The sequence below is a fragment of the Nonomuraea mangrovi genome, assembly GCF_042681425.1.
Classification (GTDB): Bacteria; Actinomycetota; Actinomycetes; order Streptosporangiales; family Streptosporangiaceae; genus Nonomuraea; species Nonomuraea mangrovi.
Map to the genome: position 1 here is coordinate 53,337 of NZ_JBHUFV010000096.1, position 12,080 is coordinate 65,416.

Annotated in this window: 8 protein-coding genes; 7 read left to right on the forward strand and 1 reads right to left on the reverse strand. The window is 69.7% G+C overall.

Annotated elements, in window-relative coordinates; genetic code table 11:
• Window positions 1–62: 62 nt before the first annotated feature.
• Genes ACFSKW_RS50785 through ACFSKW_RS50800 form a run of 4 tightly spaced genes read left to right on the forward strand, consistent with a single transcriptional unit; the run spans window position 63 to window position 7,080 of the window.
• Complete coding sequence (locus ACFSKW_RS50785) at window positions 63–3,509, forward strand: non-ribosomal peptide synthetase (protein ID WP_379582362.1); 3,447 nt, start codon at window positions 63–65, stop codon at window positions 3,507–3,509.
• A gap of 2 nt (window positions 3,510–3,511) precedes the next feature.
• Window positions 3,512–4,264 carry an SDR family NAD(P)-dependent oxidoreductase gene (locus ACFSKW_RS50790; protein WP_379582364.1) on the forward strand — a complete coding sequence of 251 codons (753 nt, stop codon included), beginning with the start codon at window positions 3,512–3,514 and terminating at the stop codon, window positions 4,262–4,264.
• A complete protein-coding gene (locus ACFSKW_RS50795; protein ID WP_379582366.1) occupies window positions 4,258–5,436 on the forward strand; it encodes a pyridoxal phosphate-dependent aminotransferase in 1,179 nt (392 codons plus the stop codon). The genes ACFSKW_RS50790 and ACFSKW_RS50795 overlap by 7 nt, the downstream gene beginning before the upstream one ends.
• Before the next feature lie 30 nt (window positions 5,437–5,466).
• The gene (locus ACFSKW_RS50800) at window positions 5,467–7,080 is read left to right on the forward strand and encodes a (2,3-dihydroxybenzoyl)adenylate synthase (protein ID WP_379582460.1); all 1,614 of its coding nucleotides are present in this window, start codon (window positions 5,467–5,469) and stop codon (window positions 7,078–7,080) included.
• Window positions 7,081–7,085: 5 nt separating this feature from the next.
• On the opposite strand, the gene ACFSKW_RS50805 is transcribed toward ACFSKW_RS50800, so the two are convergent.
• Window positions 7,086–8,123: a methyltransferase gene (locus ACFSKW_RS50805; protein ID WP_379582368.1), complete on the reverse strand. Its 1,038-nt coding sequence runs from the start codon at window positions 8,121–8,123 to the stop codon at window positions 7,086–7,088.
• 218 nt (window positions 8,124–8,341) lie between these two features.
• Between ACFSKW_RS50805 and ACFSKW_RS50810 the strand changes: the two genes are divergently transcribed.
• The 3 genes from ACFSKW_RS50810 to ACFSKW_RS50820 are packed head-to-tail and all read left to right on the forward strand — an operon-like array spanning window position 8,342 to window position 12,054.
• A complete protein-coding gene (locus ACFSKW_RS50810) occupies window positions 8,342–9,652 on the forward strand; it encodes a tetratricopeptide repeat protein (protein ID WP_379582370.1) in 1,311 nt (436 codons plus the stop codon).
• The gene (locus tag ACFSKW_RS50815; protein WP_379582372.1) at window positions 9,649–10,833 is read left to right on the forward strand and encodes a cytochrome P450; all 1,185 of its coding nucleotides are present in this window, start codon (window positions 9,649–9,651) and stop codon (window positions 10,831–10,833) included. The genes ACFSKW_RS50810 and ACFSKW_RS50815 overlap by 4 nt, the downstream gene beginning before the upstream one ends.
• 60 nt (window positions 10,834–10,893) lie before the next feature.
• On the forward strand, window positions 10,894–12,054 hold the full coding sequence (locus tag ACFSKW_RS50820; RefSeq protein WP_379582374.1) for a cytochrome P450: 1,161 nt from the start codon (window positions 10,894–10,896) through the stop codon (window positions 12,052–12,054).
• Window positions 12,055–12,080 lie beyond the last annotated feature (26 nt).

A 12,080-nucleotide genomic window follows, 5' to 3' on the forward strand; every position in this document is an offset into this window, starting at 1 on the left:
CGGTGTGTCATCGCCTGTACACGAAGTTCGCCGCCTTCCCCTCAAGGAAGGGACACAACCTCATGAGCGCGACCGAACCGGCCTCCGGCCGGGCCGATCAGAACCGCGTGCTCGAGCCGGCCGATCTGCGGGAGGCCGTGGCGGGGCTGCTGGGGATTCACGCGGGAGACCTCGACGATCACCAGGACCTTCTCGCCCTCGGCCTCGAGTCCATAGCGGTCATGCGGATAGCGAACCTCTTCCGCCGAGCGGGAGCGCGGGTGACGTTCGAGCGCCTGGCGGAGGAACCGACCCTCGCGAGCTGGCTCGCGTTGCTGGCCGGCGCCGATCTCCGGCCGGCCGGCTCACGACCGCAGGCCGGGCGCACACCCGTCGACGAGAACGACGAGCATGCTCTCGCCCCGATGCAGCAGGCGTACTGGATCGGCGGGCAGGACGGGCAGCCGCTGGGTGGAGTCAGCGCACACTTCTACGCCGAGTTCGACGGCTCCGACGTCGATCCGGACCGGCTGGAGGCGGCCGTGCGCGCGTTGCTGGCCCGCCACGGCATGCTCCGCGCCCGGTTCACCCCCAACGGCCGCCAGCAAGTGCTGGCGCGAAGCCCGTGGCCGGGACTGACGGTGCACGACCTGCGGGGCGCGGCCGGTGAGGACGGGCTGGCTCGGCTTCGCACGGAGCTGTCTCATCGCCGGTTCGACATCGAGGGCGCCGACGTCTTCGACGTCCAGCTGTCGCTGCTGGACGAGGGCCGCACCCGGATGCACGTCGGCATCGCGATGCTGGTGGCCGACGCGCAGAGCTACCAGGTCCTGCTGGCAGACCTCGCCACGCTGTACCGGGAGCCTGGTGCCGGGTTGAGGCCGCTGAACTACTCGTTCGCTCAGTATCTCGCCGACCAGCAGGAGTTCGAGAACTCCGACGCCACACGCGCCGCCGAGGACTACTGGCGCGGCAGGCTGGCGGAGCTGCCCGGCCCGCCGCAACTGCCGCTCGCCGAGGGTGCCGGCCTGCGCGAACACCGGGGTGTCACCCGCTACTACCAGAGGCTCTCGTCCGCCGAGGTCGCGCGCATCGCGGCCTGCGCCCAAGCCGAGGCCCTGACGTTGCCTGTGGTGTTCTGCACCGTGTACGCCGAGGTTCTGAGCCGCTGGAGTGCCGAGCCCAGATTCCTGCTGAACATCCCCACCTTCGGACGCCGTGAACTGCACGACGACGTCCCTCTGATCGTCGGCGACTTCACCAACGTCACGCTGCTCAGCGTCGACGCGGGCGAACCTGCGACCTTCGCCGAGCGGGCCCGCGCCGTGCAGGCCCAGCTGCGCTCCGACCTCACGCACGCCGATCACTCGGGCGTCGAGGTGCTGCGCGACCTGGCACGCGGTTCGCGCAGCAACTGGCCGCGCGCGCCGGTGGTGTTCACCAGCGTCATCGGCATGGGCGAGCTGTTCGGTCCTGAGGTCCGCGAGTGTTTCGGCACACCGGTGTGGACGTCCTCCGAGACGCCGCAGGTCTGGCTGGACCAGCAGGTGATCGAGGGCGGCGACGGCGGGTTGCTGGTCAACTGGGATGTCACCGACGGCGTGTTCCCCGGCGGCCTGGTCGAGGCGCTGACCGGGGCCTACGAGGAGGCGTTGACCTCGCTCACCGACGCGGCGTCCTGGCAGAAGCCCCTTGCGGTACGGCTCCCGCAGAGCCAGACGGCGGTGCGCACGCGAGCCAACGGAACGGGCGGCGCCCTGTCGCTGGGCCGGTTGCACGAGCGGTTCTTCGACAGAGCCGCCCTGCACCCGGACAGAACGGCGTTGGCCTGGGGCGATTCCGACGAGCTCAGCTACGGCGAACTGGCGGATCGAGCTCGTCGGATCGCCGGCGGCCTGCACTCGGTGGGGATCTCCCCCGGCGACACGGTCGCGGTGACGGCGGCGAAGGGCCCGTGGCAGATCGCCGCGGTCCTGGGCGTGCTCGCCGCCGGGGCGGCGTACGTTCCGGTCGGGATCGACCAACCGTCCGCGCGGCGGGAACGGATGTACCAGACCGCAGGGGTCGGTGGCGTCGTCTGCGTGGGCGACGAGATCGTACGGCTGGACTGGCCCGGCACGTTACCGGTCTTCGACGTACGCCAGTTGGCGGAATACCAGCCGATGGCGCGGGACGGCGTTCGGCATGACGACGACCAGCTGGCCTACATCATCTTCACCTCAGGATCCACGGGCGAACCGAAGGGCGTGGAGATCACTCATCGCGCGGCGATGAACACCGTCATGGCGGTCAACGACCATTTCGGCATCGACGAGCACGACAGGGTGCTCGCCTTGTCCGCCCTGGACTTCGACCTGTCGGTCTACGACGTGTTCGGGCTGCTGTCGGCCGGCGGCGCCATCGTGCTCGTGGACGAGCTGGACCGGAAGGAGGCGCGCAGCTGGGGGCGGCTGGTGCGGCGGCACAGGGTCACGGTGTGGAACTCCGTACCGGCCTTGCTGGAGATGTTCCTGGTCGGCGGAGGGCTGTCGGGCCCGGACGACGTGCCTGCGGTCATCCTGGTCTCAGGGGACTGGGTGAGCGCCGATCTTCCCGCACAGGTCAGCGGGCTGCGGCCCGATGCCCGCTTCGCGGCCCTGGGCGGCGCCACCGAGGCTGCGATCTGGTCGAACCTGCTCGAGGTGAAAGACCTCCGGCCGGAATGGACGGCGGTGCCGTACGGATATCCGCTGCGTGCCCAGCGCTTCCGCGTCACCGACGGGCAGGGAAGGGATCGTCCGGACTGGGTGCCCGGCGAGTTGTGGATCGGCGGTTCCGGGCTGGCCATGGGTTACCGCGATCAGCCCGAGCTGACCGCTTCCGCGTTCGTCCACGACGGCGGTGAGCGGTGGTATCGCACCGGGGATCTCGCCCGCTACCTCCCTGACGGGATGGTGGAGTTCCTCGGGCGCTCCGACGACCAGGTGAAGATCGGCGGGCATCGGATCGAGCTCGGGGAGATCGAAGCGGCCCTCGCTCGCCTGCCCCGCGTCGAGAGAGCGGTCGCCTTCCCGATCGGCTCGCCGCACCGCAGAATCGCCGCGGCGCTGGTCGGAGCGGACGCGGACGCCGCGAAGCGGGCACTCGCCGACGCGCTTCCCCCGTACATGGTTCCTGATGAGATCGTGACGCTCCCCGAGATCCCGCTCACCGGCACCGGCAAGGTGGACCGGCGGCGCCTGGCCGGAATGGTGGAGCGGGCGCACCCCACCGCATCGCGGCGCGAGCCGCCGGAAGGCCCGACAGAACAGGCGCTCGCCGCGATCTGGGCCGAGATCCTGGATCTGCCCGAGGTCGGACGCCGCGACTCGTTCTTCGGCCTCGGTGGCGACAGCCTGCAGGCGACCAGGATGCAGGAGTCGCTCCGAACGCGGCTCGGCGTGTCCGTGACGCTCCGTCAGCTGTTCTCCGCCCCCACCGTCGCCGAGCTGGCGGCCGTGGTCGACGTCCAGCGCGACGTGGCCGGCGAGTTCGAAGAGGGCGGGATCTGACCATGGGATCGGTCGCCATCGTGACCGGCGCGGGGACCGGTCTCGGCCGCTGCCTGGCCATCAGCCTCGCCGCCGACAAGAACTGCCTGGTTCTCGTCGGACGGCGTGCGCAGCGGCTCGACGCCACCCGCGTGGAATGCGTCGAGGCCGGCGCCGCACCGGACGACGTCCTGGCGGTGCCGGCCGACCTGTCGGATCCCGGCTCGGCGGCCCGCGTCGTCGCCGCGGCTCGAGACCGTTTCGGCGGCGTCGACATGCTCGTCAACAATGCGGCCGTGGCCACCTTCGGCCCGCTGGAATCGACCGGGGTCGACACCTTCGTCCGGCTGTTCACGACGAACGTGGCCGGTCCCGCCGCGCTGATCAGGCAGGCGGCGCCGCTGCTGCGCAGCGCCGGCGGCGTCGTCGTCAACGTGGGCTCCATCGGTGGGCTGCTGGCCGTACCCGACCGATCCTTCTACGGCGCGACGAAGGCGGCCCTGCATCACCTCACCCGGTCTCTGGCGCGTGAGCTGGCCCCCGAGATCCGGGTCAACGCCGTGCTGCCAGGAGCCATCGACACCGAGATGTACGAGGACCTCGGTCTGGACGAGAACGCGACCAGGAGGTTGAGAGAGGAAATGATCCGCACTACTCCGCTCGGACGGATGGGCAGGCCGGAGGATGTGGTTCCGTGGATCCGGATGCTGCTCGGCCCGGCCGGATCGTGGATGACCGGCACGCTGCTCGTGGTGGACGGGGGCCGGTCATGCTGATCGGCGAGAGCCCGTGGCCCGGGGCGGAGCGGAGCAGGAGCATTCCGCTCTCCTGCCTCCACGAGATCCACCGGCTGGTCGGCGCGCATCCGCGGCCGGTCATCGCCCTGCACGTGGGTGAGCCGCACATCCGCATGCCGCAGGAGGCGGTCGAGGGGTACTGCAGGGCGCTCCGCGACGGCCACACCGCGTACCTGGACGCGCGCGGGCTGGGCGCGCTGCATGACGCGCTCGCGGAGCGACTGGCCGGGAACGGCCGGCCGCCGGCGGACCGCTTCTTCGTCACCCCGGGCTCGTGCCAGGCGATCAGCGCGATCCTGCAGTCCATCGCCGTGGACGGCGGGCAGGTGGTGCTGTCGGAGCTGCACTGGCCGATGCACTTTCAGCAGGTGGCGATGACCGGCATGACGGCCTGTTTCGCCCCCTTCGGCGACGACGGCCGGTCCATCGCGGACGCCCTGGAATCCTGCGCGAGCGACCGCGTGGTGGCGGTCCTGGTGAACTCGCCGAGCAACCCCTCAGGACGGGTCTGGTCCGCCGAGGAGCTTCGCGAACTCCATAACTGGGCGGTACGCAGAAGGGTCGTGGTCATCAGCGACGAGGCGTACGAGGACTTCGTGTACGACGGCGAGCCGAGCCGGATGGCCAACCTCGACCTGGAGCTGCCGCCGGAGGACCGGGTGGTCTTCTCGGTGCACACGTTCTCCAAGGGCTACTCGATGACCGGCTGCCGTCTCGGCTACGCCACCGCCCCGAACGACGATCGCGCCGCGCTCCTGGCCCGGATTCAGGAGGCGACCCTGGTGGCTCCGAGCACGCCGGTGCAGTACGCCGGGCTGGCCGCGCTCGGCGCGACGGGCCATCTGGCCGCGCACCGCGAGTATGTGCGCCAGACCAGAGACTCGGTCGTGAACCTGCTCGGCAACAAGCTCGTGCCCGTGGCTCCGGCCGGCGGCTGGTACGCCCTGCTCGACCTGGGCGCCTTCGTCGACGACACGTACGAGTTCAGTAAGCGAACGCTGGCCGACATCGACGTCGGCATCGCCCCCGGCCGGGGTTTCCTGCCGGCTGGACACCCGATGGCGGACCGCCTGGCGCGGATCTCGCTGTGCGCGGAACGGGACTCCACGATCGAGGGTGTCCGCCGGCTCACGGCTTACCTGGGGATTTGACTCCTCCTAACGAAGGGAACTGAGGTGCCGATGTCGGGTGTGGCCGGATATCCCCCGGAGTTCGCCGAGCGCTACCGGGCCGAGGGCTACTGGCGCGGCGAGGTCCTGGGAGACCTGCTCCGGCCCTGGAACCAGAGCGACCGCATCGCTGTCGTCGATCCGGCGGCCAGGCGATGGTCCTATGCGGAACTCGACCGTCAGGCCGACAGGTTCGCGGCCGGGCTGGCGCGGCTCGGCATCGAGCGTGGCGACAGGATCGTCGTCCAACTGCCGAACATCGCCGCCTTCGTCGCCGTCAGCGTCGGCTGCTACCGGCTGGGCGCCATTCCGGTCTACGGGCTGCCCGGCCACCGGCGCAGGGAGATCAGCTACCTGGCCGAGGTCTCGGCAGCGGTCGGCCTCGTCGTGGCCGACGAGTACCAGGGCTTCTCCTACACCGACCTCGCACGCGAAGTCCAGAAGGAGGCCTCCTCGGTACGGCACGTCATCGTGGTCGGCGAGCCCGCCGAGTTCCTCGGATTCGACGACGTGCTGGCCGAGCCGGTGCCCATGCAGGGGCCTGACCCGTCGGCCGTCGCGTTCTTCCTGCTGTCAGGTGGCACCACCGGCCTGCCCAAGTTGATTCCGCGCACCCACGACGACTACGCCTATCAGCTTCGTGCCAGCGCGGCGGCGACCGGGACGGACCAGCACGGCTGTTATCTGGCCTCCCTGCCCATCGCGCACAACGCGGCGCTCGGCTGTCCTGGCCTGCTGGGCACGCTGGCGGTCGGCGGCAAGGTCGTCCTGCCCCGCAACCCCAGCCCGGACGTCGTCTTCGACCTGCTGGAGACGGAGCGGGTGACCCTGACAACACTGATGCCGCCGATGGTCCAGGTGTGGCGGGAGGCCAGGGAGTTCTTCGACGTCGACATGTCCCGCCTGGTGATCCAGGTCGGCAGCGCGCACATGTCGCCGGACCTGGCGGGCAGCATCATGACCGAGATGGGGGCGAGGCTGACGCACTGGTTCGGGATGGCGGAGGGGCTGCTCACCTATACCCGCCTCGACGACCCGTACGACGTCGTGATCGGGACGCAGGGCCGCCCCATGGCGGCGGCCGACGAGATCAAGGTGGTCGACGAGACCGATGCCGAGGTTGCGCGTGGTGAGGTGGGCGAGCTGCTCACGCGCGGGCCGTACACCATCCGCGGCTACTACCGGGCCGGCGAGGTCAACTCCCGGGCGTTCACCACCGACGGCTTTCTGCGCACCGGCGACCTGGTACGGATCACCCCGGACGGGAACATGGTCGTCGAGGGCCGGTTGAAGGACGTCATCAACAAGGGTGGCGAGAAGATCGTCGCGGCGGAGCTGGAGGACGTCCTCGGCCTGCACCCCGCCTTCCGCCAGGTGGTCGTGGTCGGAGTGCCGCACGAGCTGATGGGGGAGGTCCCGTGCGTCTTCGCCGTGTGCGATGGCGCGGCGCCCTCGTTGCCCGAGGTTCGCGCGTTCCTCACCTCGCACGGTGTCGCGCCGTACAAGCTTCCCGACCGGGTCGAGGCCGTGACCGCGCTGCCGCGCACAACCGTCGGCAAGATCGACAAGCAGCGTCTGCGCGCGGAATTCATCACCAAGGCGGGCTCGGGTCCGAACAGGACGTGACGTGGTCAGGTCGCCGGAACGACTTCGACCAGCGGGAACATCGGCGTCGGGATCACCCTGGAGATGCGCAACCCGGCGCCGCCGAGCAGCACGCGGAGCTGCTCCTCGGTGCGGGCGCAGCCACCACCCATCGCCAGCAGGATCAGGTCGTAGGCTTTGCCGACCTCGTCGCTGTCGCCGGGGGCGGCGACCGGCTCGTGCAGCAGCAACCTGCTGTCTTCGCGCATCGCCGCGCGTATCTCGCTGAGCAGCTGGTGGGCCCGGTCGTCCCCCCAGGACCACAACACGCGCTTGAGCAGGTAGGCGTCGGCACCGGCCGGTACCCCGTCGAAGAAGCTGCCGCCCACGACGGTGCACCGATCAGCCAGCCCGGCTTCGCGCAGCAGGTCGGGCGCGGCGGCCACGACGTGCGGTTGGTCGAACAGCGTGCCACGCAGATGGCGCAGCCGGCTCAGGAGGCCGATCAGGAACGTCCCGTTGCCGCCGCCGACGTCGACCACCGAGGTCAGCCCCGCCCACGCGTCGTAGGCCGTCATTACCGTGCGCACTTCCATCCGGGTCCCGGCCGCCTGAGAGCCGTCGAACCGCTTGCTCTCCTCGGGGTGCTCGGCCATGTACTCCCAGTAGCCCATCCCGTGGACGTACTCGAATGACGAACGCCCCGTGCGCAAGGTGTAGTCGAAGTGCGCCCAGGCCTGCAGATCGCCGACGAGCAGCGGATAGGCGTCGCGCAACGAAACGGGATGATCACTGCGCAGCACCTGGGCCAGCGGGGTCAGGCCGAAGACGCCCGGCTCGGACTCGGTGAAGATGCCCTTGCCGGCCAGCGCGCGAAGAACGCGGGTCAGCGCATCGGGTTCCGCGCCGCAACGCTTGGCGAGGTCGGGGATCGGCAGCGGTCCCTCGACGAGGTGATCGGCCACGCCGAGCGTGCAGACCGCCCGGATCGCGAAGGGCACGATGTAGTCGGCCAGTTCGGCCAACCGCTGGATCGATGTGATGTCGATGTGGGGCCGACCAGCCGTGCTGACACCGTCGGGCATCTTGATCTCCCTCGCTGCGGATGCAAGAGATCCTGATACGAAACCCGTTCTGCGGCAAGGCGTCCGCCCGGGCCGACCGGCCGGGCGTGGACGCCCCGCCCGCGACCGGCTCGCGCGCGCATTCCACCGCTGTTGTGGCCGAACAAGCGCCGCGATAACCATGAAGCGGCGAAAGCCATGCGGACGAGCTTCTTTCCCCGACGACTGAGGGTGAGCTCATGACCAGAATGTGGTGGGACTTCCGCCCATACCTTCGCGGCCTCGTGATCGACGCCCTGGGGATCAGCAAGCCGCCGAAGAACCCCGCGCCGCCGGACAAAGGCCCGTCCATCGTCGTCCTGCCGTTCGAGACCGCGAGCACCGACGACGAGTACCTCACCGACGGCGTGACGCAGGACCTGACCAACAGCATCGCGCGAAGCAGCAACGCCGTGTTCGTCATCTCCGCCGACAGCGCCTTCTCCTTGAAGGGCACCAAGCCCGAGCCCACCAGGATCGGCACCGAACTGGGTGTCCGCTACATCCTGCGCGGGTCGGTGGCGCGCAGCGAGGACCGGCTCGGGATCGACGCGGAGCTCATCGAGGCCGCCCCAGGCACCACCCTCTGGTCGGCGTCGTTCGAGTGCGGGCTCACGGACATGCACGCGGTCCAGGTCGAGATCGTCGAGAGGATCCTCGGGGCTGTCGGCTTCGAGCTGGAGTCGGCCGAGCTGGACCGGTTGACCAGGCCGCCGAACAGCATCCGCTCCGTCGAGGCAGTGTGGCGGGGTTACTACCACATGCGTCAGCTTCACCATAAAGACCTCCTCGCCGCCCGCGCCCTGTTCCAGGGCGCCATCGACGACGACCCGGAGCTCGCGAGCGCCTACGGCCTGCTCGCCGGGACCTACACCCAGGAGCACACCCAAGGCTGGAGCCTCGACGACAGCCACCTCGACCGCGCGTGGGAGCTCGCCTCCAGGGGCGTCGAACTCGACCCTGACTCCGGGGTGGGACACGGCATCCTCGGCGTCGTCCAGCTCGTGCGGGGCAACTGGCGGGAGGCGGTCAAGCACGAGGACCGCTCCATCGCCGCGGACCCGTGCATCACCTGGCCGCATGCGATGCGCGGCGTCGCGCTCACCATGGGACATCAACGCCTCGAGGCCAGCCGGTCCATCCGCCGGGCGCTGCGCCTGGATCCCTTCCCGCCGCATGGACTGCTGATGGCGCTCGCCTACATCAACATCGGCGCAGGCCGTAAGACCGAGGCGTACGAACTGCTGGAGAAGGTCCGCCGGGAGAACGACGACAACATCCTGGTCCGGATCGGGCTGGCCGCCTATCACCAGCGCGAGGGGGACAAGAAGTACGCCCACGAGCTGACCCAGCAGATCCTGCGTATCAACCCGGACATCACCGCCGAGATCGCCAAGGAGCTCATCCCCTCGCTCGACCGCATCCATCCGCAGAGCGACGTCGTCCGCTATGTCGACGATCTGGCGGCGGCGGGCCTGCCCCGCAACGCCGACAAGGTGGGGGGTCCATGATGACGGTCGTCTACAACCCGTTCGACCCCGCGTTCGTCGCCAACCCCTACCCGTTCTTCAAGGAGCTGCGGGAGGTGGACCCGTGCCACCAGATCACCGCCGCCGACGGCGTGTGGCTGCTCACGCGTTATGACGACATCGACGCCATCCTGCACGACAGGGACGGGTTCAGCGTCGACCACCGCAACCTCAAGCGCGGCCCCGAGCAGGACCTGGCGTACGACGACTTCGCCGTCATCCTCTTCCGTGACCCCCCGGAGCACACGAGGTGGCGTAAGCATCTGTCCCATGGGCTCACCCCCACCCGCGTCGAGGCGTACCGCCCCCGCCTCACCCAGCTCGTCGACGAGCACCTCGACCTGCTCGAGGACAAGGGCGAGGTGGACTTCCTCGGCGACGTCGCGATCCCGATCCCGTTCCAGGCCATCTTCGAGCTCCTCGGGATGCCTGAGGCGGACCGGGCCCAGGTCCACGCCTGGGTCTCGGACATCGTCAACCTCACAGAGCCGGTGGCGAGCCCGGAGGTCACCCGCGCGATCGTCCGTTCCAGAGACGAGATGCGGGAGTACCTCCAGGACGTCTGCGCCCACAAACGCGCCCACCCGGGTGACGACGTCCTGTCCAGGCTGCTCAGCGCCACCGACGCCTTCACCGACGACGAACTCATCAGCCACGTCATGCTGCTCCACGTCTCCGCCCCTGAACCGACCGCGAGCCTGCTCGCCTTCGGGGCCTTGGCTCTCGCGCGCCATCCCGAGCAGGCCGCCGAGCTGCGCGGTGACCCCTCGCTCGACCGCAACACCGTGGAGGAGATGCTGCGCTACGAGGCGCCTCTCCAGCTCACAGGGCGCTACCCCCTGCAGGACGTCGAACTGCACGGCAAGACCATCGAGGCGGGCACGGCCATCGTCATGTCCCTCGCGTCGGCGAACCACGACCAGAACAGGTGGGGACCGACCGCCGACGATCTCGACCTGCGGCGGAACCGCGCCAACGAGCACCTTTCTTTCGCCCGCGGCATCCACACGTGCTTCGGCTCCGCGCTCGCCCGCCTCCACGGCCAGCTCACCTTCGGCCGGATGGTCCGCCGCTTCCCGCGCCTCGAGCTCGTCGAGGAGCCGACGTGGAACAGCCTGCTGAACCGGCGCGGCCCGACGCGGGTGAGGATCTCCGTCCGCTGACCCCGTCGGGAAGCGCGAACCCAGCAACGACCCGGAAGTCACCGAAAGGCAGGCCAACCCATGAGTTCCGCTCCGGACTTCGACCCGCTCAGCCCGGCCATGCTGGAGAACCCCTACCCTGTGTACGCGGAACTCCAGGCCAAGCACCCCGTCTTCTGGGACGAGAAGGTGGGCGCCTGGGTCGTCACCCGCTACGACGACTGCCGGGAGATCCTCATGGACTCCGAGCGGTTCGTTCGAGACCCCCGCCGGGTCAGCGAGGTCTCCACGGAGTCCGAGGAGAGCGTCCAGGCCCTCGATCGCAAGGCGGTGAGCGAGCTGAGGCGGCTCGTCACCGGCTCGATTCACGCCCAGGACCTCGAGCAGATCGGCCGCAGCGTCCGGGCGAGCATCGACCGGATCTTCGAGGGCGTCGCGTCACGACCGTCGTTCGACTGGATGATCGAGGTGGGCGCGCGGCTCTCCGGCACGATCACGGCCGACTTCCTCGGGGTCACCGAACCCGACCCCCAGGTCTTCAAGACGATCGTCGAGGGCATGGCCCGCAAGTTCGACGCGGACCTCGCCGGCGACGACCCGGAGGCGGAGCGCCGGGTCCGTGAGGCGTTCGGCGGCCTCATCGACGGGTGGCTCGGCTCGCCGCAAACCCATGGCACGGTCCTGACCCTCAAGAACCGGGCCGAGGAGATGGGCGTCCACGTGGGCGTGGTCAAGAACCTCATCGGCCTGCTGTTCATCGGCAGCTTCGGGACGATCTTCGCCTCTTCCGGAAGCTTCGCCTTCATGCTCATGGAGCGGCCCGACGTCTTCGACCAACTCCGCGACCCGCGCCTGCTGGGCTCGGGAATCGAGGAGTTCCTGCGGTTCGACGGACCGTCGCAGGCCACGAGCAGGATCGCCAAGCGCACGACCGAGGTCCGCGGTGTCACGATCAAGGAGGGCGACCCGGTCTTCATCGTGCTCGGCGCCGCGAACCGCGATCCGGATCAGTTCCCGCGGCCTCAGGAGCTCGTGCTCGACCGCGCCCCGAACAGGCACCTGTCGTTCGGGTGGGGGCCGCACTCGTGCCTCGGGTCGCTGTTCGGGCAGCTCGCCCTCGGGGAGCTGGCTCGTGCCCTGCATGACGCACCCGCACCGCTGCGGTTGACCGGCACCCCGATCCGGCTCCCCACGACGACGGTGCGCAGCTTCGCCTCGCTCCCGGTCACGTTCCAGGCGTGACCCCAGACGATCACCCAGCGCGCCGA

What these genes read in the sequence shown, in the direction of transcription:
- ACFSKW_RS50800 (WP_379582460.1), top strand. Translation starts at nt 5,467, where the DNA reads ATGTCGGGTGTGGCCGGATATCCCCCGGAGTTCGCCGAGCGCTACCGG.
- ACFSKW_RS50805 (WP_379582368.1), bottom strand. Translation starts at nt 8,123, where the DNA reads ATGCCCGACGGTGTCAGCACGGCTGGTCGGCCCCACATCGACATCACA.
- ACFSKW_RS50785 (WP_379582362.1), top strand. Translation starts at nt 63, where the DNA reads ATGAGCGCGACCGAACCGGCCTCCGGCCGGGCCGATCAGAACCGCGTG.
- ACFSKW_RS50795 (WP_379582366.1), top strand. Translation starts at nt 4,258, where the DNA reads ATGCTGATCGGCGAGAGCCCGTGGCCCGGGGCGGAGCGGAGCAGGAGC.
- ACFSKW_RS50790 (WP_379582364.1), top strand. Translation starts at nt 3,512, where the DNA reads ATGGGATCGGTCGCCATCGTGACCGGCGCGGGGACCGGTCTCGGCCGC.
- ACFSKW_RS50810 (WP_379582370.1), top strand. Translation starts at nt 8,342, where the DNA reads ATGACCAGAATGTGGTGGGACTTCCGCCCATACCTTCGCGGCCTCGTG.
- ACFSKW_RS50820 (WP_379582374.1), top strand. Translation starts at nt 10,894, where the DNA reads ATGAGTTCCGCTCCGGACTTCGACCCGCTCAGCCCGGCCATGCTGGAG.
- ACFSKW_RS50815 (WP_379582372.1), top strand. Translation starts at nt 9,649, where the DNA reads ATGATGACGGTCGTCTACAACCCGTTCGACCCCGCGTTCGTCGCCAAC.